At 33.4% G+C, this 26,853-nt stretch carries 26 protein-coding genes and 1 other annotated feature; of the genes, 9 read left to right on the top strand and 17 right to left on the bottom strand.

The genetic code is table 11. The features are described 5' to 3' along the window. Positions 1–3: 3 nt before the first annotated feature. Complete coding sequence (locus tag MY490_RS08615) at positions 4–504, bottom strand: GrpB family protein (RefSeq protein ID WP_248268838.1); 501 nt, start codon at positions 502–504, stop codon at positions 4–6. 362 nt (positions 505–866) lie between these two features. Here MY490_RS08615 and MY490_RS08610 point away from each other — a divergent pair, with 362 nt between their 5' ends. From MY490_RS08610 to MY490_RS08600, 3 genes are all read left to right on the top strand, one after another. Beyond that, complete coding sequence (locus MY490_RS08610; protein WP_248268837.1) at positions 867–1,343, top strand: MarR family winged helix-turn-helix transcriptional regulator; 477 nt, start codon at positions 867–869, stop codon at positions 1,341–1,343. Then, positions 1,343–2,860: an MDR family MFS transporter gene (locus MY490_RS08605; RefSeq protein WP_248268836.1), complete on the top strand. Its 1,518-nt coding sequence runs from the start codon at positions 1,343–1,345 to the stop codon at positions 2,858–2,860. Before MY490_RS08610 ends, MY490_RS08605 begins: the two co-directional genes overlap by 1 nt. Before the next feature lie 167 nt (positions 2,861–3,027). Further along, on the top strand, positions 3,028–3,972 hold the full coding sequence (locus MY490_RS08600; protein WP_248268835.1) for a hypothetical protein: 945 nt from the start codon (positions 3,028–3,030) through the stop codon (positions 3,970–3,972). A gap of 257 nt (positions 3,973–4,229) precedes the next feature. Here MY490_RS08600 and MY490_RS08595 read toward each other — a convergent pair whose 3' ends face one another. Continuing rightward, positions 4,230–5,939, bottom strand: coding sequence for a glycosyl hydrolase family 18 protein (locus MY490_RS08595; protein ID WP_248268834.1), 1,710 nt, complete (start codon positions 5,937–5,939; stop codon positions 4,230–4,232). Positions 5,940–6,466: 527 nt separating this feature from the next. On the opposite strand from MY490_RS08595, the gene hcp reads away from it, so the two are divergent. Further along, positions 6,467–7,756: a hydroxylamine reductase gene (hcp, locus tag MY490_RS08590; protein WP_248268833.1), complete on the top strand. Its 1,290-nt coding sequence runs from the start codon at positions 6,467–6,469 to the stop codon at positions 7,754–7,756. A 985-nt stretch (positions 7,757–8,741) separates the two neighbouring features. Continuing rightward, entirely contained in the window at positions 8,742–9,458 is a 717-nt protein-coding gene (locus MY490_RS08585) for a Crp/Fnr family transcriptional regulator (protein WP_248268832.1), read from the top strand. 103 nt (positions 9,459–9,561) lie between these two features. Here MY490_RS08585 and MY490_RS08580 read toward each other — a convergent pair whose 3' ends face one another. The 13 genes from MY490_RS08580 to asnS form a co-directional block, all read right to left on the bottom strand. Further along, the gene (locus MY490_RS08580) at positions 9,562–9,762 is read right to left on the bottom strand and encodes a tautomerase family protein (protein WP_248268831.1); all 201 of its coding nucleotides are present in this window, start codon (positions 9,760–9,762) and stop codon (positions 9,562–9,564) included. Between the two features lie 6 nt (positions 9,763–9,768). After that, positions 9,769–10,539, bottom strand: a complete 771-nt coding sequence (locus MY490_RS08575; RefSeq protein ID WP_248268830.1) for a 2-keto-4-pentenoate hydratase — start codon at positions 10,537–10,539, stop codon at positions 9,769–9,771. A 13-nt stretch (positions 10,540–10,552) separates the two neighbouring features. After that, entirely contained in the window at positions 10,553–11,572 is a 1,020-nt protein-coding gene (gene dmpG / locus MY490_RS08570) for a 4-hydroxy-2-oxovalerate aldolase (RefSeq protein ID WP_248268829.1), read from the bottom strand. Positions 11,573–11,602: 30 nt separating this feature from the next. After that, complete coding sequence (locus tag MY490_RS08565; protein WP_248268828.1) at positions 11,603–12,484, bottom strand: acetaldehyde dehydrogenase (acetylating); 882 nt, start codon at positions 12,482–12,484, stop codon at positions 11,603–11,605. A gap of 14 nt (positions 12,485–12,498) precedes the next feature. After that, a complete protein-coding gene (locus tag MY490_RS08560) occupies positions 12,499–13,281 on the bottom strand; it encodes a 2-keto-4-pentenoate hydratase (protein WP_248268827.1) in 783 nt (260 codons plus the stop codon). A gap of 25 nt (positions 13,282–13,306) precedes the next feature. After that, positions 13,307–14,779 (bottom strand): aldehyde dehydrogenase, encoded by a 1,473-nt coding sequence (locus MY490_RS08555; RefSeq protein WP_248268826.1) that lies wholly within the window; start codon positions 14,777–14,779, stop codon positions 13,307–13,309. Between the two features lie 56 nt (positions 14,780–14,835). Continuing rightward, the gene (locus MY490_RS08550; RefSeq protein WP_248268825.1) at positions 14,836–15,297 is read right to left on the bottom strand and encodes a RidA family protein; all 462 of its coding nucleotides are present in this window, start codon (positions 15,295–15,297) and stop codon (positions 14,836–14,838) included. Further along, positions 15,266–16,303, bottom strand: coding sequence for an amidohydrolase family protein (locus MY490_RS08545; protein WP_248268824.1), 1,038 nt, complete (start codon positions 16,301–16,303; stop codon positions 15,266–15,268). The genes MY490_RS08550 and MY490_RS08545 overlap by 32 nt, the downstream gene beginning before the upstream one ends. Beyond that, positions 16,288–16,827, bottom strand: a complete 540-nt coding sequence (locus MY490_RS08540) for a 3-hydroxyanthranilate 3,4-dioxygenase (protein ID WP_114343061.1) — start codon at positions 16,825–16,827, stop codon at positions 16,288–16,290. The genes MY490_RS08545 and MY490_RS08540 overlap by 16 nt, the downstream gene beginning before the upstream one ends. A gap of 52 nt (positions 16,828–16,879) precedes the next feature. Continuing rightward, positions 16,880–17,626, bottom strand: a complete 747-nt coding sequence (locus MY490_RS08535) for an IclR family transcriptional regulator (RefSeq protein WP_248268823.1) — start codon at positions 17,624–17,626, stop codon at positions 16,880–16,882. A 59-nt stretch (positions 17,627–17,685) separates the two neighbouring features. Beyond that, positions 17,686–19,185 carry a 4-hydroxyphenylacetate 3-hydroxylase family protein gene (locus MY490_RS08530; protein WP_248268822.1) on the bottom strand — a complete coding sequence of 500 codons (1,500 nt, stop codon included), beginning with the start codon at positions 19,183–19,185 and terminating at the stop codon, positions 17,686–17,688. A 266-nt stretch (positions 19,186–19,451) separates the two neighbouring features. After that, the gene (locus MY490_RS08525; protein ID WP_248268821.1) at positions 19,452–19,706 is read right to left on the bottom strand and encodes a YqkE family protein; all 255 of its coding nucleotides are present in this window, start codon (positions 19,704–19,706) and stop codon (positions 19,452–19,454) included. Between the two features lie 180 nt (positions 19,707–19,886). Beyond that, a complete protein-coding gene (gene asnS, locus MY490_RS08520) occupies positions 19,887–21,278 on the bottom strand; it encodes an asparagine--tRNA ligase (RefSeq protein ID WP_248268820.1) in 1,392 nt (463 codons plus the stop codon). 51 nt (positions 21,279–21,329) lie between these two features. Further along, positions 21,330–21,568 (bottom strand) — a binding site (T-box leader). Between the two features lie 645 nt (positions 21,569–22,213). Between asnS and MY490_RS08515 the strand changes: the two genes are divergently transcribed. Continuing rightward, positions 22,214–22,459, top strand: a complete 246-nt coding sequence (locus MY490_RS08515; RefSeq protein ID WP_248268819.1) for a zinc ribbon domain-containing protein — start codon at positions 22,214–22,216, stop codon at positions 22,457–22,459. Between the two features lie 20 nt (positions 22,460–22,479). Next, a complete protein-coding gene (locus MY490_RS08510) occupies positions 22,480–23,397 on the top strand; it encodes an alpha/beta hydrolase (RefSeq protein ID WP_432707068.1) in 918 nt (305 codons plus the stop codon). A gap of 37 nt (positions 23,398–23,434) precedes the next feature. On the opposite strand, the gene MY490_RS08505 is transcribed toward MY490_RS08510, so the two are convergent. Beyond that, positions 23,435–24,598 carry an iron-containing alcohol dehydrogenase gene (locus tag MY490_RS08505; protein WP_248268817.1) on the bottom strand — a complete coding sequence of 388 codons (1,164 nt, stop codon included), beginning with the start codon at positions 24,596–24,598 and terminating at the stop codon, positions 23,435–23,437. 58 nt (positions 24,599–24,656) lie between these two features. Next, the gene (locus tag MY490_RS08500) at positions 24,657–25,244 is read right to left on the bottom strand and encodes a GNAT family N-acetyltransferase (RefSeq protein WP_248268816.1); all 588 of its coding nucleotides are present in this window, start codon (positions 25,242–25,244) and stop codon (positions 24,657–24,659) included. A 196-nt stretch (positions 25,245–25,440) separates the two neighbouring features. On the opposite strand from MY490_RS08500, the gene MY490_RS08495 reads away from it, so the two are divergent. Continuing rightward, a complete protein-coding gene (locus MY490_RS08495) occupies positions 25,441–25,650 on the top strand; it encodes a CDGSH iron-sulfur domain-containing protein (RefSeq protein WP_248268815.1) in 210 nt (69 codons plus the stop codon). A gap of 149 nt (positions 25,651–25,799) precedes the next feature. Next, the gene (locus MY490_RS08490) at positions 25,800–26,852 is read left to right on the top strand and encodes a processed acidic surface protein (protein WP_248268814.1); all 1,053 of its coding nucleotides are present in this window, start codon (positions 25,800–25,802) and stop codon (positions 26,850–26,852) included. Position 26,853: the final 1 nt, after the last annotated feature.

Below are 26,853 nucleotides of genomic sequence, written 5' to 3'. Positions count from 1 at the left end.
GTGTTATTTCTTCTTCCATTTATTTGCTTTTCGATCGATTTCATCTAAAAATTCTTTTCGTCCCCTTTTATATTCTGATTTGTTTTTAGCAAGTTCTTTTTTTAATTTTATATATTCCATTGCTTGATCTGTATGTGCAATCATATATTCCCTAAATGCAATATTTCGTTCAACAGCAGCATTTCCTTTTTCGTATACATGTATATGGAAACTACAATTATCATCACATTTGATAAAAAATCTTCTGCCCTGATTAGATTGATCCCCCAATTGTTCGTAACCTAAAGTATTTAGAACATCACTATACTCATCAAACCTATTTAAGCATTTTACTACGATCATTAAGTCAATAATTGGCATGGCAAACATATTCGGAATTGAAGTACTCCCTATATGATAAATCGCTGCTTTCTCTGGTAATAATAGATCAATTGCCTTTTTTTCAGACTGAAAATCTTCTTCCCAGGAAGTACGATAAGGTACAATTTCAATATTCTTTTTCATTGTGAACACCTACACTTTTTTCATTAACTTCCTTTTATAGCATTCGTTAAAGGACACCTAATTATTGAAGAAATTAATTGGAGAAAAAAGTGCATAAAAAATGATCTCATATCTTCGTGACTTTTTACCGATCTCCCAATCCCTAGAATTAAACTATTTCAATTTATTTAACCTAATCCCTTTTACCTTATTCATACCTAAAACTGTTCAAAAATCATTAGTTAAATACTAAATTAAATTTTGGTTAAAATACTCACAATTTATACTTTAATTGGTTTCTTTGAATTATAATTATTTTAGTTACTAAGATATTTAGTTACGTTAACTTTTTATAGTACTTCCTATTTTAAGGAGAGAATGAAATGTCAGAAAACCCAATCATTCGAAGTGAATTTATTCCATCACTGATAATGGAATTTAGAAAATTTAGCACTTCAATCGTTCTTTTTAATGAAGGGCTTGCCTCGAACCTTCATTTAAATGCGACTGATTTACGATGTCGAGAGTTACTTTGCCATACTGGTCCAATTTCAGCTGGAAAGTTATCTCAATTAACACATCTAACTACTGGTGCTATAACAGGTGTTATTGACCGACTTGAAAAAGTCAACTTTGTTGAGCGTATTCAAGATCCAAATGACCGTAGACGAGTAATTATTCAACCTGTGTATGAACGCGATGATGAATTAGCAGAGCTTTTTAAACCATTATCTGACTCTCTTTCTAATATTTTTAACCAGTATGATGACAAAGAGTTAACATTATTATTTAAATTTTGGAATGATATTAATGTATTGATCCCAAAAGAGACTAAAGAATTAAATAAGGGGGAAACTTGATGGTTTCAAAAGAAAGTAAGGTTGGCTTTGTCGTAGCAGGCCTATTATTAGGAATGCTCATGGCAGCTATGGATAACACAATTGTTTCAGCTTCGATGCCTACAATTGTTGGAGAATTAGGTGGTTTAGACCAATTTATATGGGTAACCTCTGCATATTTGGTTGCTACAATGGCAAGTATGCCCATTTTTGGAAAGTTATCAGATATGTATGGTCGTAAACGATTTTATTTATTAGGACTTTTAATTTTCTTAATTGGTTCTGCATTATGTGGAACAGCAAATAGCATTGTTCAATTAAGTGTTTATCGTGCGATCCAAGGAATTGGCGGAGGTTCACTAATGCCAATAGCCTTTACAATTATTTTTGATATTTTCCCTCCTGAAAAACGAGGAAAAATGACTGGTTTATTTGGTGCAGTTTTTGGTCTTTCTAGTGTATTTGGACCACTTTTAGGAGCATATATTACTGATCAAATTGATTGGCGCTGGATTTTCTATATCAACTTACCTTTAGGTATTATTTCTTTATATTTAATCTCTCAATTTTATAAAGAAAATCTGCACCTTAGAAAACTTAAAATCGACTGGTTTGGTGCAATTACACTTGTTGGTTCAGTTGTCAGTTTAATGTTTGCACTTGAACTGGGTGGTAATGAATACGATTGGAACTCTGGTCCAATTATTTCCTTATTTTCAATCTTTGCAGTATTGTTTATCGCATTTATTCTAATTGAAAGAAAAGTTGAAGAGCCAATTATTTCATTTAGCTTATTTAAAAAGCAGTTATTTGCGGCAACTCAAGGTGTTGCATTTTTCTACGGTTCTGCTTTTATTATTACGACCGTATTAATTCCACTTTTTGTTCAATCAGTTTATGGTGGTACAGCTACAAATTCTGGTATTATTCTTATTCCGATGATGCTTGGTTCAGTTGTAGGTAGCCAGGTAGCAGGACAATCAGTACGTAAATTTAGTTATAGAAGCATCATGTTAGTTTCAGTTGTTTTATTCTTTATTGGAATGTATTTATTGAGTACATTAGATACTGATACAGCTCGATCAACAGTAACGTTTTACATGATTATCGCTGGTCTTGGAATGGGTTGTTCATTCTCACTTTTAAGTATGGCAACTCAACACAAAATCGAACCTCAAAAACGAGGCATCGCTACATCAACAAATACTTTCTTTAGAACATTAGGTATGACAATTGGTGTTACTATCTTTGGTACAATTCAAAACCACGTATTTAAAAATAAATTAAGTGATTTACTTGGTAATTTAGGTGCATTTGGCGGAAAAGTTGACTCACGTGCATTATTATCCGCTGATGCAAGAGCTAAAATTCCACCAGAAGTACTTCATAAAATCTCAGAAGCAATGGCCCATTCTGTTGCGACTACTTTTAAATGGACATTAATTCCAATTACTTTAGGTTTTATCGCGATTATCTTAATGGGTAAAGAAAAGTTAACTTTTGAAGTAAAAGAAAATAGAGCGAAAAAAGCTCAATAAAAATAAAGCCAAATCCTAACAAAATTGGATTTGGCTTATTTTATATCCCTAATTTAAAGAGCACTATGTTATAACCAATCGGGAATTCACATTTTTAACCAATAGTCTAATGTATACAATGATGATACAATTTTAATGCAACTATCTAACCTAAAGGAGAATCTCTGATGAAAAAAAGATTACTGTACACCTTATCAATTGTATCTTTACTCAGCTTTTCTTTTTCAACTATCGCCAAAGCCGATACTGAAATTGGCACTGTAACAAAAGGGATGGTCATGTTCGAAGATAAGCAGGCGACAAAGCCATTTAGGGTTGAAAACCAAGTTGGAGCTAGCGTCCCTGCACATGTACTTGAATCTTCTTCATTTAATTTAACTAACCCTTACGATCAGGTTGGCTATTCAAAAGTTAAATATATTGATTATGATAAGAAGTACATTACAGAAACAACGAATGTAAACGTATACACTTTAGCCCAAAATATTAAGGGTTATGAAAGTAAATCGTTTAAAAATAAGCATTCCTTCACTTCATCTAAAGGTTTATCTTTAAAACCTGTTGGGAATGGTTGGTACAGTACAAGTCAAAAGGTAACAACTTATAAGAAAACAAAGTTAAATGGTAAAACAAAAACAATCAAAACGAATAAGGAAGTTACAACTTATATTCCATCAAGCTATGTAAAAAAGACAAAAAAAACTCACACACAAAAAAAAGCTTTATGGGAAAAGCATATTAAAGAAGGAACGATGTGGTTTAAAACATCCGATGTACAAGGACTTACGAATTTAACTAACAACCCTATTTCTAAGGTTGAAAAACAAACTGTTATTGAATTAATAAATGGCATGGAAGGATATAAAGATTCTGTAAATGACATAGATTTTAAAGTTTATCTAACAAATGAATATGATGCAGATGGTTATGATCTTTCAGAATACTACTTTGGCTATTTACACATGTTTAATTCAGTTGGTCAGCCAAGTGCAATTGCAAATAAATTATCTGAGATTTATGGTCAAAAAGTTGAATTTGTTTCAAAAGCAGGTATAGGTCATAGCGACACTACTTATTACATTTCAAAAACTCCTATATTTGTAAACCCTTAAGAAACTCGTCGACGAAAAGAGCCTTAAGCGAAAAAGAAATCATCAGTTTTTTGCTAAGAACTCTCCTCGATGCCGATTTATACTTTAAAGTAAAAAAATCCCCATTGTAGCTTTTCCTACGGTGGGGATTTCCAATCTAAATAAGACACTGGATTATTCATTTTCATTTGGCATCAAAGGTTTTCTCAAACGAGAGGTAAAAGCTTAATTATTAGATAGAGGAATGAGCCCTTTTTGAAATAAGGTTTCTTTTAATTTTACTTAATAATGGCAAATAACTTTGATTGCGTTTGTTTACCTGCAATTCCATCAACTTTTAATTTATTTCTTTTTTGAAAATTCATTACTGCTGCTTTTGTTTTTGAATCATACACTCCATTAGCAGTTCCATTATAGTCCCCTAACTTCTTTAGCGCATTTTGTAAATCGATTACATTTTTTCCTTTGGAACCTTGTTTTAATAGTGCGTAGGTTTTAGGAGCCTTTAGACTATAAAGTTTCGATTGAACTCCCTTTCCTGCAATACCATCCACCTTTAATTTGTATTTCTTTTGAAAAGCAATAACAGCATTTTTTGTTCCTGTATCATAGATACCATTTGCATTTCCTTTATAAAATTTATGCGTCTTTAGTGCAACTTGTAATTTTTTTACGTCACTTCCTTTGGTACCAGCCTTTAAATTCGGATAAGTAACTGTTGTTTTCTTAACTGGTGGTGGAATCGTTACTCTTTCGTCATGTGTTGTTAACCATCTATTGTAATTAGCCCATATCGATGTATTCTCATTTCCAAGTGACCAACTTCCAGTCCCTTTAATCTCATATTTATGAACTAAATCAACTTTAGCTTTAATTGAATTCAAGTTTTCATACCAAAATACATAGGTTCCTGGCTGTAATGTTATCCCATGTATAACGGGAAGAGTGTCACCTTCTTTGATTGTAATCGTCGCTTTTGGAGATTGGCTCTCTGCATCATATGTAACAATGCCCTTGTATTTAGCGATGAGTGATTCAACTTGATTAACCGGAACTCCCCCTCCACCAGTTGAACTGCCTTCCTTCCAATAGCGGCCAAAGAAAGGGATACCTAAAACGATCTCTTCTTTTGGGACACCTTGATTCAATGCATATTGGATTGATTTATCTACCCAATTTATACTCGCAACAGGACCAGCGGGACCACCTTGATAGTGTTCATCATAAGCCATGATAAAAATATAGTCAGCGTATTTTTCCAATTCTTTATAATCGTATGAGCCATGCCATCCTTCTGTCCAACCGTGTGGATTTGCAGCAACTGCAACGGAAACTTCTTTCTCTTTAGGTAGCTTATTTCGAAGTAAACGAACTAAATCAGTATAAGCGTCACGGTCATCGTCAGTTACATTTTCAATATCTATATTTACTCCATCAAGGTTATTCTGCATAATAAAATCGGCAATTTGAGTTGAAAGCAATTCCCGATTTGCTAAAGCTTTTCGACCCAGTTCTCGGTCCCAATGATTACTTAAAAAAGGAACGATCCGAATGTTCTTTTTATGTATTTCATTCACTAAGTTTACATTAAACTGACTTGTAATTTTAAGCGTTCCATCTGCGTTAAGGTCAAAAAAACTAGGTGCGACAAGATCTAGATTTCCTTGAGTTTTGTCAATTTGATTTAGATAAGTTTCTGTATTCCCGAAAAACAAATAACTCATATTGAAATTTGCTACATGAGCTGAAGATTTCAAAGGAAAAGTTGATAATATGACAGAACCAGCAACAATTGTAATTGACGCATTTTTTATTTGTGGAGCACTTTTTTGAATATAATCAATTGCGGCTTTCTTTAAACTTGTAAATCGCTTTTCTTGATTGTCCCCTAACTCACTTCCAAATTCTTCTAAAAATGGTGTAAGATAAAGGGTAATATTTATTTCATTGTTAATTTCATTTATTTCAAACCTTTTAAATAATTCCAAAAATAATTCACCTACTCTAAATATTTATGAGTGTAGTATTAGTAGGCTATAGAAAATCATACTTTAATGTAATAAATGAATACCCATACACATTATCATTTTGAGGTTTACAATGATCAATTCTGCGTGTAGTCTTTAACGAAATAAACCTTTTGAAATGCAAGGTTTAAATACGAATAAGACTGAATGTATTTATTTTTACTGATGCTTGGCTCAAATCGAAAAAACGATTCTCTATTAGAATCAATTCAACTTCTCTTAAAACTTCTTTAAGGAACTCATCTAAAGGGAACACTCATTTAAACTACGTCCCAATCTTCGTCATTCTCCATCCTATAGAATATGATCCATCTTTTTTCTAGTCCGTTCTCTAATTCTATTGGTTTTCTATGAACTTTATTTAATTTATCTTTTTAATTTGGAATAATTTATTTATGAATTTAGAGATATCATGTGATTTAAGTCACAAATAATGATTATATCCCCCCATATAATTAAGTTAGTAAAAATTGTTAGGGGGATGAATGATGTTTTGTAACCAATGTGAACAAACTCCGGTTGGTGGATGTAAAATTGTAGGTGTATGTGGAAAAGATGAAACAATTGCAAGTTTACAAGATACGATGATTTATGGGTTAAAGGGAATTGCAGCTTATCGAACGCATGCAGCTCAATTAGGTTATACTGATCCATTTGTTGACCAAGTAACTCATGAAGCTCTTTATATGACTTTAACAAATTCTAATTTTAACATACAAGAACACATAGATATGGCGATGAAAGTAGGTGAAGCCGCAATTCGAGTAATGGAGCTTTTAGATCATGCTCATATAAAACATTTTGGAATTCCTGAACCTGTACAAGTTTCTTCTAATAAAATCGAGGGAAAATGCATTGTTGTAACTGGTCACAATTTATTTGCATTAGAAGAATTGTTAAAACAAACAGAAGGTAAAGGTATACATATTTACACTCACTCTGAGATGCTACCGGCTCACGGTTATCCAGCATTGAAAAAATATTCACATTTAAAGGGTAACATTGGAAAAGCTTGGTTTGATCAACGGCGTTTGTTTGAAAAATTCCCTGGAGCGATTTTAGCAACTACAAACTGTGTGATGCCTATAAAAGGAAGTTATGCAGATCGCTTCTTCTCATATCAAGTTGCGGGATTAGAAGGAGTAACAAAGATTATAGAGGAAGATTTTTCACCATTAATTCAACGTGCATTAGAACTACCAGCAGCAAATATCGAATCAGAAGAAGTAATGACTACTGGTTATCATCACGAAACAGTTTTGTCTATTGCGCCTGAGATTGTAGAAGCTGTAAAAAATGGAAAGATTCAACGTTTCTTTGTTGTAGCAGGTTGTGACGCTCCAGGTAAAGGTGGAGAATATTATCGTGAGCTTGTAACTTCTTTACCAAATGATACAGTAGTTTTAACGACATCATGCGGTAAATTTCGCTTTAATGATGTAGAATACGGTACAGTAATTGGTACAAACATTCCTAGATTTATAGATTTAGGGCAGTGTAATAATTCAATTTCAACAATTAAAATTGCAACTGCATTAGCAAAAAGCTTTAATTGTAGTGTCAATGAATTGCCAGTGAGTATTATACTTTCTTGGTTTGAGCAAAAAGCTGTAGCTATTTTATTAGGATTATTTAGTCTAGGAATCCAAGATATTCGAATCGGACCAAAAGCACCTGACTTTATTAATGCAGGTGTCTTGAATGTATTAGTTGATACATTTGGCTTAAAATTAATTACAAATGCACATAGCGATTTAAAAGCTATATTACAAGGCTAATAGCCTAATTGAACAAGGAACTTCTCTTATATGAGAAGTTCAGAGTGTTGAAATATAAAGTCGTCAATAGGGAAAACGGACTTTAAATGCACATTTAATCATGATAAATTAGCATTTTTCGAATGATCTTTAATGGTTTTAAATATAAATATGTTTGAGCAATTTCATGATTCCAATAACACTAATAATGATTTTTTAGAAGTTAATAATATTATGGACTTTTTTTAGGAAAACAAATTCGATTGTTTAGTTTAATAATTGTACGATATTAATTGATCTACAAGCTGATTAATATACAACAGTTAGATTACTCTAAGTAAAGGCTATTTGACTAGTATTTATTGCAGACTTTTTTTGATTGAATAAGTTAATTGGAACGGAGGGGTGATCGACTCCTATGGGATTAGCGGGAAGGCTGAGACCCCGCAGGCTCGCCGAGGAGGCTAAAGAATCTCGCCCCATGGAAAGCGAGCACCCTGTAGTGGAAATCAACATCACTTTACTCCTTTTACGAAAATTTGATAATTAATTGACAAGGTAGTTTTTCAACAGCAAGAACTTCTCTTATATGAGAAGTTCTTTTATTATTTTAGTCCGAATATGCATTTATAAATTATTATTTCACTCGTTTTCTACTACTTACATCTATTTATTCTATTAAACGTAATTAAAATTTTTCTCCTAAATAACGAACCAAAAGTAGTATTTCAGCATCATAACCCTTTCTTAACTACTTAATTTACTTTGACTGCTCCTCTTACCTTTAAAAATTCTTAATTCTTTTAGAATCTAAACCCACATTAACTTATCAATTGGTCACATTAAAATCTAGCCCATTGCCACTTGTATTTTTACTATACTTTCAGTTCTATGCTATTCAATAGCATGGTAGTATAATAATAAATGTAATACATAAAATACTTGTTTTCTTGATAAATACATAAAAACATTGATGTTCAACTTATAACGGAGCGGAGATACTTTGATGGAACAAAACAATAATAGAAAAAGTGACCTTTCAATCGTTTCAAAAGATTTGGCTTCCTTATTACAGTCAATTGGATCAACTCGTTCAGTAAAAAAAGGCACCTTCATATTTCAAGAAGGAGAAGATGCTAAAGAATTGTATCTAATTAAATCAGGAATGATCCAAATAAGTAAACTGACTCTATACGGTGATGAATTAAATCTTCGCATTTGTCAAAAAGATGACTTAATTGGAGAATTGACTCTCTTTTCAGAGAATGCAAATTATATGCTTAGCGCTTACGCATTAGAAGCAGCAGAAGTGCAGGTTATTCCTAAAGATCTTTTGGAGAAAAAACTTATTAACCATGCTCCATTGACATTTGAATTTATGAAATGGATTTCTACTCACCTTAGAAAAAATCAATCTAAGATTCGAGACTTAGTATTAAATGGTAAAAAAGGCGCACTTTACTCTACACTCATCCGTATATCGAACTCTTACGGGGAATTAATAGAAAACGGAATTCTTCTTACTATTCATCTTACCAATCAAGAATTAGCTAAGTTTTGTGCTGCTACAAGAGAAAGTGTTAATCGGATGTTAAGTGATTTAAAGAAAAAAAACGTTATTAGTTATTCACCTGATGGAAAAATTATTCTAAAAGACATACAATTTCTTAAAAATGAAATTGGCTGTGATAACTGCCCAAAAGATATCTGTAACATAGATTAGTTCTCTATAATGATTAAAAGAGTAACCTTCCACCCTACATCAAAGTGGAAAAAACAGGGGCCGTTCTAACCCACGTTTGAACAGTAGAAACAAGAAAAAGTCCCTACAAATAGGGACTTTTTTCTTCATCCTTTGCAACTCCACCAACGGACCAATTTTCTTTTTCGAATTCGTTTATTAAAATTCTTACCTGTGCTGGCTGAACGTCCAAAGTACGACAAACAACTTCATTTATTCCTCTCATTAATTGTTTTTTTAATTCTGTACTTCTACCTTCAATCAGTTGGATTTGAATGATTGGCATAATATACTACCTCGTTACTTGTAGTGACATTGTCTCGATTCCATCAAAACGTGCTTCTACAATATCGCCCTCTTCAACATGGATCGCTTCTGTAATACCACCTGTTAAGATAATCATCCCTGGCTCAATTTGTTCACCGTTTTTACTTAGCATCTGCACTAACTTTACGACAGATTCTACAGGATGATCTAGTACATCAGAACTTATTCCACTTTGTACTTTAACCCCATTTTTATATAATTCAACATTAATTTCATCCCAAGAAGTATATGTAGGTGAATATTGTTGTTTACCAATGATAAATTTTGATGAAGATGCATTATCTGCTACTACATCTGTTAGTGTAAATGAGAAATTTTTATATCGACTATCGATTACTTCTAATGCAGGTACAATATACTCAGTTGCTTCCCATACATCTTTTGCTGTTACATCATGTCCAAACAATGGCTTGTTAATCATAAATGCGATTTCTGGCTCAACCCTAGGATGGATTGACCCTTCCATCTTTAATTTATTTTCTTCTAATTCCATCGATTTTGTTAAGCGTCCATAAATCGGCTCATCAACATTTACAGATTTTTGTTTAGCAATACTTGTTAGTCCCATTTTCCAACCAATTAATGGATCTCCATTTTTAATCGCATTATCTATACTTAGTTTTTGAATTTCATAAGCATTATTAACGTTTAGTTCTGGATGTTCAATCGTAATTTTATCCATTTCTAGACCGTTTTTTTGGTGCATATATATTTTATTTGCGATTTCAGTTATCATAGGTCGTCTCCTCTCAAAAAACAGACAATTTTTTATTTGCTAACATACAAGCAACTTCTTGAATCATATCCTCTTGCCCACCGACTACTTTTTGTTTTCCTAATTCAATTAAGATATCTCTTGCATCAACATTCCATTTTTTAGCTGCTCGATTGGCATGTAAGAGAAAACTAGAATACACACCTGCATAGCCTAAAATTAGACTACCTTTTGTAATCTCTTGTGGTGTTTGAAGAATTGGTGCAACGATTTCCTCTGCTAAGTCCATCATCTTATAGAAATCAATTCCTGTCTTGATTCCTAATCGCTCTAATACACCGATTAAAACTTCAGTTTGTGTATTTCCCGCACCTGCACCTAAGCAGCGTACACTTCCATCAATTCTAGTAGCTCCTTCTTCAATGGCCACTAGTGTATTTGCCATCGCTAGAGAAAGATTATTATGTGCATGGAATCCCACTTCAATATCAAGAGACCCTCTTAAAGCAGCGATACGTTCTTTTACTTCATGTGGAAGAAACGCCCCTGCAGAGTCAACCATATATACGACATCCGCACCATAACTTTCCATCAATTTGGCTTGTTCTACTAATTTTCCAACTGGTGCCATATGGGACATCATTAAAAATCCGACAGTTTCTAATCCAAGCTCTTTAGACATAGAAATATGTTGTTTCGAAACATCAGCTTCAGTAACATGGGTAGCTATACGAGCCATTTTTGCTCCGATTTTTGCTGCCGTTTTTAATTCTTTTACTGTTCCAATACCAGGTAATAGTAAGACAGCAATCTTTGAATGATTACATGTATTTACCGCTGCTTCGATTAATTCAAATTCATTTGTTGTTGATAATCCATATTGTAGGGAAGAACCACCTAAACCATCTCCGTGTGATACTTCAATAAAAGGCATTTTTGCATCATCAAGAGCCTTCGCAATTCGAACGACTTGATCTACTGTATACGAATGAGCAATTGCATGACTTCCATCTCGAAGTGCTACTTCAGTTACAATGACTTCTTTTCCAAACATTGCACTCCCTCACTTTCTTTAGGCACTTTTTTAAACAGTTTTTACAATTTCATATTGTGCAATCTCTTCCGCTACTTTTACTGCTGATGCAGTCATAATATCTAAGTTTCCTGCATAGCTAGGTAAGTAGTCCCCTGATCCTTGAACTTCTAAATAAATAGTTACCGTTGAACCATCTATAATTGGATCCATTCTTAAACGGTATCCTGGAACATACGCTTGAACCTTTTTTACCATTTGCTTAACAGAATGAATCATGCTTTCATGGTTAAAATCTTCATTCGTAACCTTGCAATAAACTGTATCTCTCATCATAATTGGGGGTTCTGACGGGTTTAAAATAATGATCGCTTTTCCTTTTTTAGCTCCACCTATCTCTTCAAGTCCTCGAGCCGTTGTTACAGTAAACTCATCGATATTAGCACGTGTTCCAGGACCAGCACTTCTTGAGCTAATTGTTGCAACGATTTCAGCATACTCAACCTCTGCAACTTGACCTACCGCATGAACGATTGGAATCGTTGCTTGCCCACCACACGTTATTAAATTGACATTGCTTTCTACTATATGTGAACCTAAATTTACAGGTGGTACGACAAATGGCCCAATTGCCGCTGGCGTTAAATCGATCACGCGCTTCTTTAATTCACCAAGTAATTTTGCATGATAAAAATGAGCTTTTGCGGAAGTTGCATCAAACAATAAATTAGCCAGTTCTTTTCGTTCAATGAATCCTTGAATTCCATTATCGATTACTTCAATTCCTAATTCTTTTGCACGATTTAACCCATCTGATTCTGGATCAATTCCGATCATTGTTGTTAATTCTAGAAATGGATTATTCTGTAATTTCATCATTAAATCTGTTCCAATATTGCCCGAACCAATGATTCCGACTTTTAATTTATTCATAATTACCACCTCATTTATTTAAATGAAATCGAGACGTCACCTAATAATGGAAATTTTGCAGTAAATAAGTCCCCAGCATTTACATTAATTGCAGCTGATAAAGCTCCTGATAAAATAATTTCTCCTGCATTTAGAGAGATTCCAAATTCACTTAATTTATTGGCTAACCATGCTACACAATGAATTGGATTTCCTAACACTGCTTCTCCCTTACCTGAATTCATCAATTCTTCGTTACGATATAATTCCATCGTAACATTCGGTAAGTCAATTTCCTTTACATCGAAACGCTCATTGCCAAGAACAAATAAGCATGATGATGCGTTATCGGCAACTGTATCCTCTAATCGAATTTTCCAATTTTCAATTCTACTATCTACTACTTCTATTGCTGGTACAATATAATCTGTTGCATTCACTACATCCTCAAATGTAATATTAGGACCGATTAAATCCTTTTTTAAGACAAATGCAATTTCAGCTTCTACTTTTGGTAAAATCATATTTGCAACTTGTACTTCACCGAAATTAGGAATATTCATATCTGTTAGTAAGTGACCGTAATCTGGTTCATCTACTCCTAATAACTCCTGCATAGCAATCGAAGTTAACCCAATTTTTTTACCGATAATTTTTTGACCTTTTTTCAATTTTTCTTCGACATTCTTTAATTGAATTTGATAGGCTTCCCTTTCAGTTAAACCAGGAAAAATCTCAGTTAAAGCTTTTATACTAACTCCACTCTCTTCTGCTTCTTGCAACAGAATCGTTAGCTCGTCTACACTAGTAATCTTCATTTACTTTAGCCCCCCCTTTTTATTCTTATAATTTAATCGTAATATTCGACAATTCACTATAAAACTCAAAGCTATGGATTCCACCTTCACGACCTAAACCGCTTTGCTTCATACCGCCAAATGGTGTACGTAAATCTCTTAAATACCAAGTGTTTACCCAAATAATTCCAGCCTCAATTTGATGAGCAACACGGTGGGCTCTGCGTAAATCATTTGTCCAAATTGTAGCTCCTAAACCATAATGAGTGTCATTTGCCCATTCAATCACTTCTTCTTCCGAATCAAATGGCATAACTGTTACGACTGGACCAAATATTTCTTCTCTTACACATCTAGAATCACGACTTAGCCCGGTAATGATTGTCGGTGTGATAAAGCATCCTTTTTCAATTGATGCTGGTCTACTGCCACCCGTTAAAATAGTTCCGCCTTCTTCTTTTGCAATTTCGATATAAGATAATACTTTTTCATAATGTTCTTTACTAATTACCGCACCAACTTTTGTGCCTTCTTCAAACGGATCGCCAATTTTTAATTCCTTTGTTTTCGCGACAAATTTATCAATAAATTCATCAAAGATTGATCTCTGAACATAAATTCTAGATCCACATAAACAAACTTCTCCCTGATTCATAAAAGATGATTTTAAAGTGGTTTCAATCACTTCGTCTAAATCAGAGTCAGCAAAGATAATATTTGGATTTTTTCCTCCAAGCTCAAACGATAATTTTTTTAACGTTGGAGCTGCCGCCTTCATAATTGCTGTACCTGTTTTTGTTTCACCAGTAAATGTGATGGCATCTACATCGCTGTGTTCTGTTAAAGCCGAACCAGCAGCATTTGCCCCAAATCCGTGAACAACATTCACAACTCCGTCAGGTACGCCTGCATCTTTACAAATTTCAGCTAAAACTGTAGCTGTCATTGGTGTCCATTCTGCTGGCTTCATAACTGCTGTATTGCCAGCCGCTAAACAAGGTGCAAGCTTCCATGTTAATAGTAATAAAGGGAGATTCCATGGGTTAATCATTCCGACTACACCAACAGGCCTACGATATGTATAATGTAAGGCAGTTTGATCTTGCATATGAGACTCAGAGCTTAAAGTTGTAATATAGTCAGCGAAAAAATAAAAATTGTGAGCCGATCTCGTAATATCAACTTCTAAAGCAAGATCATATGGCTTTCCAGTATCCATTGCCTCTAACGCCGCTAATTCTTCTTTTCGAGCTAATATTCCGTCGCCGATTTTTCTTAATACTGACGCTCTTTGATTGCTCGTAAATTGTTTCCATTCACCCTTTAACGCTCGTTTTGCTGCTTTTACTGCTAAATCAATTTCTAACTCGCCACCTTCAGAAACAGAACCTAATACTTCTTCAGTCGCAGGATTAATATTTAAAAATGTTTTTTGATTAAAAGAAGGAATAGATTGGCCATCAATAAAATGCTTACAATCAATCGGTAATGTTTTATTTTTCTTCTCTGTAACTTGCATAATAGGCACCTACCATTCTAATAGAATAAAAGGTGACACGAGTGTCACCAAATTTTTTAATCCTCTATTTCTACAACCATTTCAATTTCGATCGCTGTATTATGTGGAAGCTGTACCATCCCAACAGCTGATCTAGCATGTTTTCCTCTTTCACCAAACACTTCTACTAAAAGGTCTGAAGCTCCATTCATCACTTTCGGATGATCATAGAAATCTTCTGTACTATTTACGAAACCTAATATTTTTACAATTCGTTTTACTTTTGAAAGTTCACCTAATTCGTACTTTAATACACTAATTAAATTTAACATTGACTCCCTGGAAGCAGCATACCCTTCCTCGAGTGTTAACTCTCGTCCAACTTTGCCGTGGTATTCATCTACACCTTGACCAGATGTAAATAGTAGATTACCTGTACGAACAGATTTAACATAATTACCTGAAGCCGGTCTTATTGGTTTAAGTGCATAACCTAAACTTATTAATCTATCTTCTGGAGTCAATACTTTGTTTTCCATGAAGTAAATCTGCCTCCTTAATATTTAAAAATTTCAGAGCATTCTTTCCTAAAATAGCTTCTTTCATTTCTTTATTAATATCCATTTGATTAATCACTCTTCCAGGTGGCGTTTCTCTTAATAAGAAAGGATAATCCGAGCCCATCACAATTTTGTCATAGCCAAATCGGTTAATTAAAAATTGAATATTAATAGGATCATAGTGAAGAGAATCAAAATAGAAATTACTTACATAATGACTTGGTGGATAAGCAGTTTTGCGCAAATGAGGCCATACCTTCCATCCTTGATCTAATCTAGGTAGAATAAATGGGAATGAACCACCGCCATGTGCAAAACAAATCTTTAATTTTGGATATTTTTCAATCACTCCACCAAATGTTAAGCTAGCAGCAGCTAAAGCTGTTTCACTCGGCATTCCAACCGTATACATAAAGTTATGATCGGGTGTACGATCCTTCGCTAATGTTTCCCACGGATGAATAAACAATGGGACATTCCATTTTTCAGCCATTTCAAAAAATGGACTAAACTCGTCACTGTCTAAATTTGTTCCATTTACATTTGTACCAATTTCCAGTCCACTTAATCCAAGTGTATGAATACAGCGATCCATTTCTTGAATAGCTATTTCAGCGTTCTGCATTGGTACTGTCCCTAATCCAATAAATTTTGAAGGATTCTTTTTTACTGTATTTGCAATGAAATCATTTTGAATTTGAGCCATTTCCAATGCAGCTGGAGCTGGTGCCCAGTACGAGAAGGTAACAGGAATTGGCGACAGCACTTGCATTGTTACCTCTTCATTATTCATGTCCTCAATTCTCTTTTCAGGACTCCAAACTTGATCAGTTACTTCCCTAAATACTTTTCCAGCAACCATAATATTTGCACCACATGAACACGTCGGTTGTAAAATTGGCCATCTTTCATGACCGTACTTTTCAAATAAATTCGGTAAATCCTCAGGAATTATGTGTGTATGAAAGTCTATACGCATACCCATTCATCCGCTTCCTCTTTCATGACATGACCACAGTTTTTACATGTTCTTAATTCAAGGCTAGCATTAAATTGTTCAATCGCTTCTTTTACTTGCGTACCAATATCGGTTAATTGAACTGTCTTTTTATGCATTTCTTCATTGCACTCATCACAGAACCAAACAAAGCTTTCTAATTCACCTTCTGCTCTTTTTCGTTCAAGCACAATTCCATATGAATCTTTTACTCTATGAGGTGAATGTGGAACAAAAGAAGGAAGCATAAAAATTTCACCTTCTCCAACTGTTACAACTTCACGCTTACCATCCGGTGTAATACACTCAACATAGCAATTGCCTTTAATTTGATAGAAAAATTCATCTGCTGGATCGATATGGAAGTCTCTACGTTTATTTGGTCCTCCAATAATCATTGCAGCATACTCTGAATCTTCCCAAATAACTTTATTATTAACTGGTGGTTTTAATAGCTCTTTATTATCCTCAATCAATTTGAAAATATTAAAAACTCGACTTTTAAGATTCATCTCTAATCCTCCAATTAATTCATTTTTATTTGAACTCAAGTAAGCGCTCTCATTATGCATTAATATAACCAAGCTGATTTGAGACTGTTTTAGCAGTTTTCACAACATCCTGAATCATTCGACCAATGTCTTGGCTCATCATATACGAAACTGGTCCAACCATATTTAATGCTGCAAAAGTTTGACCAGTATAAGTTTGAATTGGAGCTGCAATTCCGAATAATCCTAGATCATTTTCATTGTTGCTAATGCTATAGCCATTCTCTTTAATCGCAGTCATTTCTTTTTTTAATGCATCAATAGTCGTTATTGTATTTGTGGTATAAGCTTTAAAACCTTTTTCAATCGTTGTTTTTAAGTATGCTGGATTATATGATAGTAGAATTTTACCAGTACTCGTACAATATGCAGGTCGTTTAGCACCTATAAATGTTGGGACAGGTATCGAATGTTTAGAGGAAACTTTTAAGACAAATCTTACGTCCCCTTTATCAAACATTCCGATATGAACGGTACTATCATAATTTTTTAGTAGATTTTCCAATAACGGAATAGCTTCACGATATATGTCTTGTTGATACATAACGTGATTACTCCATTCAAGTAGCTTCCACCCAAGTCGATACTTTTTCTTATTATCCTGAATTAAAATTCCTTCAGCACAAAGAGTACGAACTAAATGATGGACCGAACTTGCATTCATATTTAACTTTTCTGCTATTTCTAAATTTCCTAGGACTGGTTCTTCTTCTGTAAAGCAATCTAATATTCTAGAAATCTTTTGAACTGAAGAGATCATTAGATCCCCTCCTCTTTGATGCTAAAAAATTTCATAAAACCCCTGCTCTCTAAAATTATTCAGTTAACTTTAGAATTCGCTAGATTAGTCGATACTCCTTTTAAGTTTTTTGCTCCGTTTAACGCATCGTCTACCATACTAAACGTTTTCTTACGTTTCATTTGGTTATAGTAAATTGCTCTTTTTCGAATAGGATCACCAGTATAATATCTTTCGTATTGAAGTGCTCTTTGTCCAAATGCTTCTCCACATAAATCCCATGCAAGTTTGAATAATTGAACTCGATCTAAAGAGGATACACCTTCACGTCCAACATAGTATTTATCCATAGCATCTCTTAGTTCAGGATGTTCAAAGTCTGCTTCTGTTGGTGACATTAATAAACCACCTGCACCAATTGTTTGAATCACTTCAATTGCTCTTGGGTACATAGTTGGAAGCAAGCCACGAATCGTTTCAAGTGGTTCCCATGCCGGTCTTACTTCACCTGAAGGTAATGTTTCATACTCTATTTCAGAAACTCGAAGTAAAGCACGAATTGTTTCAACTGATTGTAGTAGCTCACCTAAGTCATTTTGGACATTTAAATAAACATCTACTCCTATTGAATCAGCTAACCTGCATGCTACCTCGACTGCAAAAGCTAATTTTACATAGCCTCTTACGCCAGATTGGTGAGCAGGCTGTTGTGCAATACCTGTTTTTGGGTATAGATTATTTGCAGCTTCAACATTATTATGAATAAATACTCGATTCCAAGGAACTAACACATCCTCAAATACAAGAACTGCATCCATTTCTTCGAATCTAGATGCTAATGGATGATCAAAAAATGATCTTTTACCATCTTGCATTTGTTCTCTACATAAAATTTTTAATCCTGGCGTGTCAATCGGAAGTGCAAATGCTAAAGCATATCGCTCATCACCTTCGTGAAATCCAGGGAATGAATAAATAATGACTTCATCTGTAATTGGTGCTAAAGTTGCAAGCATTTTTGCCCCTCTAACGACTAATCCATCAACCGTTTCTTCAACAGCACCTAAATGTGTAAATAAATCTTTTTGTTCATAAGATGGCTTGCTGCGATCATTTTGTGGGTTAATAATAGCGTGCGTTAAGAAAATGTCGTTATCACGAACAAATTTGAAATAATTTTGGACATTTTTTGACCACTCTGGATTATATTTATCTAAAAACCATGAATTACTTGCCATTGAAGTTAAGACAATGTTCAAGAAATCTGGTGTTCTTCCCATTAAACCAAATGTTGACTTTGCATATGCTTCGAACAAATCTCCACGCTTTTTAATATCTTCAGATGACTTAGGCACTAAAAATGCATTAGAAATTCGTTCACCAGTTTCTTCACAAATATGTGTGATTTTGTCTTGATAAGCTGGATCAAATTGCATATCATATAATTTTGCAATCTCTAGAATCGGTTGTTTGAAAACTGGATGGTTTACGATATCTTCTACCTTTTCTCCACCTAGCCATACCTCTGGCTTTCTAGATCTTAGTCCATCAATATATTGCGCTCCTGTACGAATACCCATTTAATAATTCCTCCACTCCGATATGTAATTTTTTAATATTTGTTTTTTAAATCGAATTCGGAAATTTTTTAAAGCGCTTTCAAAAAGATCAATTTCACTATCTTAAATTATTCACACCACCTACTACCGTTATTTAACTTAATTTCACTATAAAAAATTATAAAATTTAGAACAATCAAAAAATTTCACAATATGAAATTTGTTATAAAAAAATGATTAAATTAATTTTTTTCACGTGCAAAAAAAATAAGACGCTATTTCGCGTCTTATTTAAAGTCCTTCCAAGAGATATTACTCTCGTTTAATAACTCTTCGAATGATTTATTTTTCTCACGTAATCTCTTTTCTTCACTAATACGTGCTTCTTCTTCCTCTTTTATCTTCGTTTCATTTTCTTGCAATTGTTTTTTTGTATTTTTTAATTTTTGAAGAATTTCTTCATTCATTAATGATCCTAATGATATTTTTTCCTTCTGTTCGTACGCCGGTTTTACAGGCTGCTGTGGTTTTCTTTTTTTCATTTTATATCACCTTCCATTTCCATTATATTATCATTAATTTATAGTAGAAAGTGAAGTATTTCATCTTTGCTTATATTATAAAAATACTATTTCTCTTTTTTCAAATGCTAAAACTCAGATTCTTTTGGTTCTTCATAAAAACAATAGGATGCCGCAGCATCCTATTGTTCATTTTTATCGTTAAAAATCTGCATTTCCTGGTGTACGTGGGAATGGTATTACATCACGGATGTTTTTCATTCCTGTTAAATACATAACAAGTCGTTCAAATCCAATTCCATAACCAGAATGTTTTGTACCACCGTATTTTCTAAGCTCCAAATACCACCAGTAATCTTCTTCATTCATACCAAGTTCTTTGATTCGCTCTACAAGGATGTCTTCTCTTTCTTCACGTTGACTTCCTCCGATTAATTCGCCAATACCTGGAACTAATAAGTCTGTCGCAGCTACTGTCTTTCCATCCTCATTCGCTCTCATATAAAATGCTTTAATTTCTTTCGGATAGTCAGTTACGTATACAGGTCGCTTGTAAATTTCCTCACTTAAGTAACGTTCATGTTCAGTTTGCAAATCTGTTCCCCATTCAACTGGGTAGTCAAACTTTTTACCAGAGTTCTGTAATAATTCAACAGCTTCAGTATAAGTAACTCTACCAAAGTCAGATTCTAATGCATTCTTTAATCTCTCAATAAGTGTTTTATCAATAAAGCTATTAAAGAATTCCATTTCTTCAGGTGCATGTTCAAATACATAATTAATGACAAACTTAACCATGTCTTCACCAAGATCCATGATATCTGGTAGTTCTGCAAAAGCAACTTCCGGCTCAATCATCCAGAATTCTGCGGCATGTCGTGCAGTATTTGAATTTTCTGCTCTAAAAGTCGGACCAAATGTATACACATTACGGAAAGCAAGGGCATAAGCTTCACCATTTAATTGGCCACTTACAGTTAAGTTCGTTTCTTTGCCGAAGAAATCCGCGCCATCATCCACTTTTCCGCCTTCAGCTTTTGGAAGTTGGTTCAGATCCATTGTTGTCACACGGAACATCTCTCCTGCGCCTTCTGTGTCACTTCCAGTAATAATCGGTGTATGTACATATACATATCCTTTTTCTTGGAAGAATTTATGAATAGCGTATGATGCAAGTGATCTTACTCTGAAAACGGCTGAGTATGCATTCGTTCTTGGACGTAAATGTGCAATTGTTCTTAAATATTCAAGAGAATGTCTCTTTTTTTGTAATGGATAATCTGTATCTGATAATCCTTCAATCACAATTTTAGTCGCTTTAATTTCAAAAGGTTGTTTCATTTCCGGAGTTGGAATAAATTCACCTTCTATTAAAACAGTAGAACTAATCGGTAACTTCGTAATTTCTTTGAAGTTTTCAAGATTGTCCTCAAATACTATTTGTACACTCTTAAAGAATGTACCATCGTTTAACTCCATAAAACCTATTGTTTTAGAGTCACGAAGAGTGCGAATCCATCCTGAAATTTGAACGGTTTTGTCTTTAAAATTTTCTTGATTTCTGTATAAATCTTTTACTACAGTCTTTATCATAATTAGCCTCCTTATGTTAATTTTCCAATAAAAAAAGCCTTCTATCCCTATAAAAGGGACGAAAGACTAACTTCCGCGGTACCACCCAAATTGTCATAATATGACCAACTTTAAAGCTAACATTGCTTATCCCAGTTAATAACGTGCTGGTAACGTCTAAGCCTACTTAAGAGATCCCTTTCGGTTAGAACTCAAAGGTGTTCTTCATTCATGCTTCATCACTAGGCTTCCACCGTCCCTAGCTCGCTATCGAATATAGCAAAAACTACTTTCCTTTTCATCGATTTAAAATATGTAGTTTTTAAAGGAATTTTTCTTGTATAATTTATCATAAATTATAATCTCTTGTCTAGTTGTCCCCCAAAATATATTCATTTGACTCTCTACTTTTAAACACCATAACTTAGTTGAATCTATATACTACACAACATTTTTTGACTTCAGCCTTTACAAACCCATTCCTAACTAGCGAAAATTAAAAAATGATCGACCAATTAGTCCATCATTTTTTGCAACTTCCTAACTTTTAAAAACTACCTATAATTTGAAATCTATTACAAAAACAAAATTTGCTGATATTTATATTCATTCAGCTCATCAAGAAAACACAGTTAATAAAATGAATGATTGTCCAAAGTATATTACTATTCTATGTATAGTTATTTTGTTTGTTACTTTATCATGTTTTGATGTTTATTGTTTTTTAGCACAAAAAAAGAGCTTACATGTGTAAACTCCTAAAAATAAACTATCACTGTTCACTGTTCCTATTTAATTTTAAATGTATTATTCATATACTATAAACCCTTTAAAGAAAGTTTTATTTCAATTTCCCCATTATGTTTTAACGAATTACTTGATTTAATTGTCAAAAACTAAATTTCAAAATTTTCTTTTTCCTATGATACACTTTACTATAAAGGAGGCTTTTACTTATGGCTAGAGCAGAAGAATTGTTAAAGGATAGGTTTGTTTGTTCGAAATGTAAATACACACAGGCTAAAACTAAAGAAGTATCAATGTCGGGTTCAGGTTTGAGTAAGTTACTAGATATTGATTATAATCATTTTTTATTTGTTTCTTGTTTAAATTGCGGTTTTGTTGAGGTTTATAATCCTTCAATTTTAGAAGGTAAAACACGTGGTGAGTTAACTACAATTCTTGATATTCTTTTTGGATAGAGAGTGATGGTTCTATTATGATGATTTGGCTTGTTGTGGCTGTTCTTTTTCTCATTTATTTTATTGGAGTTGGCTATTTTTTTACGCAGCAAGTTTTGTTTATGAAAACAAATTCACTTGAGTTTATTTATCAGCGCGAGTTGGAAAATTTCCGATTTGATGAAGGATTGTATCGTTCTGTTCAAAAACAGCCCTTTTCTATTCAATCCCGTTATGGGTATGAATTAAAGGGATACTTGTTTGAGTCCTTTGATACGAATAAATGGGTCATTATTACACATGGTGTAACGGTTAATAAGAATAACTCAATTAAATACGCTGAGCTATTTTTAAAGCTTGGCTTTAATGTACTTACTTATGATCATAGACGACATGGGGAGTCAGGTGGACAGACAACTAGCTATGGATATTATGAGAAATATGACTTACAATCTGTTGTTCACTATTTAAAGGATTTAAAAGGTGAGATTGTTCTTGGCATTCATGGGGAGTCTATGGGAGCATGTACAATGTTACAATATGCTGGTTTTGTTGAGGATTCTGCAGCTTTCTATATTTCAGACTGCGCGTTCTCTACATTTGAGGAACAGCTTACATATCGTTTGAAAATGGATTATAAACTTCCTAAATGGGCAATCCTTCCAGTTTCTAGCATTTGGTTAAAGCTTCGGAATGGATTTTTCATTAAAGATATTTCCCCTTTACTGGCAACACATAATATTAAAAATCCCGTTTTATTTGTTCATAGTAAACCAGACCCTTATATTCCATTTACACATACAATTAAATTATTTGAAGCGAAAAATCAAAATAAGAGAGAACTATTCATTGCTGAAAATGGTGCACACGCTATGAGTTTAAATGAAAACAAAGATGATTACTATTCAATTGTTTCATCTTTTTTAAATAATATTGGCGTGAACCATCATTCAATATAAAAACTGGACAGAGTTTTTCTCTGCCCAGTTTCTATTCTTAAAGAGCTGCCTCTAAAATTTTCAATGCATCTTCTTGATCTAATTTTTTGAAGTTACCAAATGGACCATATTTAACCGTTTTAGCAGCCATTTCAGGTAGTTGCTCTTTTGTAATACCGTATTCACTTAAACGACTTGGCGCACCGATAGAGTTCCAAAATGTACGTAAAGCTTTAATACCAGCTAATGCCCATTCTTCTTTTGACATTGATTCTTGCCTAATATCAAATACTCTATCTGCAAATTGACAGAAACGATCAGCATTTTCGCTCATTACATATTCCATCCAATGAGGGAAAATAATCGCTAATCCTCCGCCGTGTGGAATATCTGTTACTGCAGAAACTGCATGCTCAATATTATGTGTAGCCCAATCACCTTGGACACCCATACTTAAGATTCCATTTAATGCCATCGTTCCACTATATAATAGCGTTTCACGCGCTTGATAATCATCCAATTTCTCTACTGCGATTGGAGCAGTTTCAATAACTGTTTTTAAAATTCCCTCACAGAAACGATCTTGAATTTTTGTATTCGTTCCATGGTGGAAATATGACTCAATAACATGTGACATTATATCCACTGATCCATAAACTGTTTGATCACGAGGAACTGTAAATGTATTTTGAGGATCTAGGATTGAAAACGTTGGGTAACTAAATTTACTTCCCCAACCTAATTTTTCATTTGTTTCCCAATTTGTAATAACTGACCCAGCGTTCATTTCTGAACCAGTTGCTGCAAGAGTTAATACTGTTCCAAATTTTAATGCATCTGTTGGGAATGCTTTACGTGTAATAATATCCCAAATTTCACCATCAAATTTCGCACCAACTGCAATAGCTTTTGTACAGTCGATTACAGAACCACCACCAACAGCTAAAATAAAGTCAATATTTTCGTCTTTACAAATTTGTATACCTTTATGAACTGTTGATAATTTCGGATTTGGTTCAACTCCGCTTAGTTCATAAACCGTTTTATTAGCTTCTTTTAGAATACCTACTATTTGATCGTATAGGCCATTTCTCTTAATACTTCCACCACCGTATACAAGTAGAACATTCTTTCCAAAGCTAGCAGCCTTTTCTTTTAACTTTTGTACACTATCTTTACCAAATATTAATTCTGTTGGATTTGCAAATGTAAAAAAATTCATATGTATCCCTCCTATTGTTCAAACTTAATTTTAACTTAAACAATCGAAAGGATGCATCTTAAACGACTTTTGTTTCGAATATTTTTTCATTAATTGGGAACACTAAATAATCGTATGAATGATTCATTATAAATCTAACTTTCTCATATTTAAATCCCACTTTTTCATATACACGGCGAGCAGAAGTTTTGTCTTGATCTACATTTAATGAAACTCGTGAAATCCCTTTGTGTTTGGCAAAAGAAAGTAATCCTTTTAATAATTCAGTTCCAATTCCTTTGCCTTGATAATCTGGATGCACTGACAATGTATCAATATAAAAATCTTCATCATCTGCTTCCTTATCAACTTTAACATTTTCGATATTTAAATTTCGACTTATTATTTCAAGCATTTCACGATCTAGTACAGATAGTTCCATGGAATGGTAGGCTATAATCACTCCTACTACTTTTCCTTCAATTTCTTTAACTAAACAATTATGGTAACTTAGTCTATTTTGTTCTGATTGAACATAATATTCTAAAATTGGTGTTGCTTGTTCATATGATGATGTTCCTGTTAGCATAAATACAATATCTTCAATCGCTTGTACAATTAGAGGGACAATTTGTTTGGCATCTTCTTTTTTTGCTATTCGAATCATGAATTGTCACTCCTTAACTTAAATTTTTCTTAGTTTAGCTTTAACGCCTTTTTAGTATAAAAAAAACAACCTTTTCATTTTATACTAAATCCATATTAATTTCATGTTAAAAATTAATACTTTATTAAAATCACCCATTTATTTTAATATAAATGTAATATATAATAATTCTAAGATGTGTAGGAGGAAATTTAATATGTCTGATGTTCAAATTAAGGTTTTAGATAATGGTCCTTTACGTGTGACTGGTACTGTTGAGCTAGTTGATGCTGAAGGGAATACATATCCGCAAAAAGCAGCTTTCTCATTATGTCGATGCGGCATGTCAAGTAAATTACCATATTGTGACGGTACTCATAAAGGAAAATTCGAATCTGTCGTTCGAGCTCCTAAAGAAACAGAATAAATTTTATTTTTCTGGCGCCGATTATTGAGCAATTCTAAATAATCGGCTTTCTTATGCCCTCATACCTTATAACCTTTGAATCATTCATAAAACTGATCTGATCTAATCACATTTACATTTAGAAAATGCACTTTTAAGGGGGAATTAATATGAAAAAGGTATTAGCTTCAGTCGTTTTATCTGCAGCATTAGTAGTACCAGGCGTAACTGCATATGCAGCGCCAAATGCAAATGAATTAAAAACTTATTTAGTTAGTATCGACCTAACTCAAAAACAATTAGAGGATTATTTAAACTCTTACTATGGTGAGTCAATCTCTGATTTCGATTCAGTTGATGAGTTAAAAGATACTTTAGGTGAAAGACTTACTCAAAAAACTTTAGACGATCTTCTAGATGAGTACGGTTACACTGAAGATGAAATTATCGATCTAGCAGTCTACTATGATGATATGGACAAAAATGCATCATTACTAGATACATATTATTTTACTTCTGATATCGAAAACTTAATTTATTTAGATGAAGATGAGTCAGGTAGTGTAGAAGATGAATTCCCTTCTATGGATGACATTTCTTCTGCTCTTTCAGAGTTCGGAATTACTGAATCAGAGATTAATAATCTATCTGCATACCTAGAAAAAGTTGTAAATGATGATCCTGCTGTTGAAGCAAAATTAGAAGCATTAGCAGAACGTGCATCTGCATTAGAAGAAAATTATCCTGAATTTTTCTCAATGGATACTGAGGCTACTCCAGAAGAATTACCAGCTGAATTAAAAGTAGAATTAATGAATATTGTTAAAGAGCTTCAATCTACTTTAAAAATTGATATTAAAGTTGCAATTGAACAAAATGGTGTTAAAACTCCTCTAACTTTTGCTAAATTACTTACTATGGATGATTCTATGGATTCTATGGAAAATGTAAAAGTATATTTAGAGATTTATGACAACGCTGGTAATCTATTATTAGACGCTGTATTTTCACCTGAGGAACTTATTGGTGATGACAAAATAGTAGATATCGTTAAAGATACTCAAAAAGCAATTAAAAACCCAAAACCAACTGTTACAGTAAGAACGGAAAATGGCGGTAAACTTCCAACTACTGCAACTCATACAACTGAATGGACAATGGTCGGTATGTTAATGATGTTAACTGCTGTTGTTTTACGTAAAAAGGTAATTGTTAAACGATAAG

This window comes from Gottfriedia acidiceleris, assembly GCF_023115465.1.
Taxonomy (GTDB): domain Bacteria; phylum Bacillota; class Bacilli; order Bacillales; family Bacillaceae_G; genus Gottfriedia; species Gottfriedia acidiceleris_B.
Note: the sequence above shows the minus strand (reverse complement) of the source record. Positions and strands in the feature narration are given on the sequence as shown.

Bases quoted from the DNA above. Each gene is read 5' to 3' on its own strand.
- MY490_RS08615 (WP_248268838.1), bottom strand. From the start codon at position 504: ATGAAAAAGAATATTGAAATTGTACCTTATCGTACTTCCTGGGAAGAA.
- MY490_RS08610 (WP_248268837.1), top strand. From the start codon at position 867: ATGTCAGAAAACCCAATCATTCGAAGTGAATTTATTCCATCACTGATA.
- MY490_RS08605 (WP_248268836.1), top strand. From the start codon at position 1,343: ATGGTTTCAAAAGAAAGTAAGGTTGGCTTTGTCGTAGCAGGCCTATTA.
- MY490_RS08600 (WP_248268835.1), top strand. From the start codon at position 3,028: ATGAAAAAAAGATTACTGTACACCTTATCAATTGTATCTTTACTCAGC.
- hcp (WP_248268833.1), top strand. From the start codon at position 6,467: ATGTTTTGTAACCAATGTGAACAAACTCCGGTTGGTGGATGTAAAATT.
- MY490_RS08585 (WP_248268832.1), top strand. From the start codon at position 8,742: ATGGAACAAAACAATAATAGAAAAAGTGACCTTTCAATCGTTTCAAAA.
- MY490_RS08580 (WP_248268831.1), bottom strand. From the start codon at position 9,762: ATGCCAATCATTCAAATCCAACTGATTGAAGGTAGAAGTACAGAATTA.
- MY490_RS08575 (WP_248268830.1), bottom strand. From the start codon at position 10,539: ATGATAACTGAAATCGCAAATAAAATATATATGCACCAAAAAAACGGT.
- dmpG (WP_248268829.1), bottom strand. From the start codon at position 11,572: ATGTTTGGAAAAGAAGTCATTGTAACTGAAGTAGCACTTCGAGATGGA.
- MY490_RS08565 (WP_248268828.1), bottom strand. From the start codon at position 12,484: ATGAATAAATTAAAAGTCGGAATCATTGGTTCGGGCAATATTGGAACA.
- MY490_RS08560 (WP_248268827.1), bottom strand. From the start codon at position 13,281: ATGAAGATTACTAGTGTAGACGAGCTAACGATTCTGTTGCAAGAAGCA.
- MY490_RS08555 (WP_248268826.1), bottom strand. From the start codon at position 14,779: ATGCAAGTTACAGAGAAGAAAAATAAAACATTACCGATTGATTGTAAG.
- MY490_RS08550 (WP_248268825.1), bottom strand. From the start codon at position 15,297: ATGGAAAACAAAGTATTGACTCCAGAAGATAGATTAATAAGTTTAGGT.
- MY490_RS08545 (WP_248268824.1), bottom strand. From the start codon at position 16,303: ATGGGTATGCGTATAGACTTTCATACACACATAATTCCTGAGGATTTA.
- MY490_RS08540 (WP_114343061.1), bottom strand. From the start codon at position 16,827: ATGAATCTTAAAAGTCGAGTTTTTAATATTTTCAAATTGATTGAGGAT.
- MY490_RS08535 (WP_248268823.1), bottom strand. From the start codon at position 17,626: ATGATCTCTTCAGTTCAAAAGATTTCTAGAATATTAGATTGCTTTACA.
- MY490_RS08530 (WP_248268822.1), bottom strand. From the start codon at position 19,185: ATGGGTATTCGTACAGGAGCGCAATATATTGATGGACTAAGATCTAGA.
- MY490_RS08525 (WP_248268821.1), bottom strand. From the start codon at position 19,706: ATGAAAAAAAGAAAACCACAGCAGCCTGTAAAACCGGCGTACGAACAG.
- asnS (WP_248268820.1), bottom strand. From the start codon at position 21,278: ATGATAAAGACTGTAGTAAAAGATTTATACAGAAATCAAGAAAATTTT.
- MY490_RS08515 (WP_248268819.1), top strand. From the start codon at position 22,214: ATGGCTAGAGCAGAAGAATTGTTAAAGGATAGGTTTGTTTGTTCGAAA.
- MY490_RS08510 (WP_432707068.1), top strand. From the start codon at position 22,480: ATGATTTGGCTTGTTGTGGCTGTTCTTTTTCTCATTTATTTTATTGGA.
- MY490_RS08505 (WP_248268817.1), bottom strand. From the start codon at position 24,598: ATGAATTTTTTTACATTTGCAAATCCAACAGAATTAATATTTGGTAAA.
- MY490_RS08500 (WP_248268816.1), bottom strand. From the start codon at position 25,244: ATGATTCGAATAGCAAAAAAAGAAGATGCCAAACAAATTGTCCCTCTA.
- MY490_RS08495 (WP_248268815.1), top strand. From the start codon at position 25,441: ATGTCTGATGTTCAAATTAAGGTTTTAGATAATGGTCCTTTACGTGTG.
- MY490_RS08490 (WP_248268814.1), top strand. From the start codon at position 25,800: ATGAAAAAGGTATTAGCTTCAGTCGTTTTATCTGCAGCATTAGTAGTA.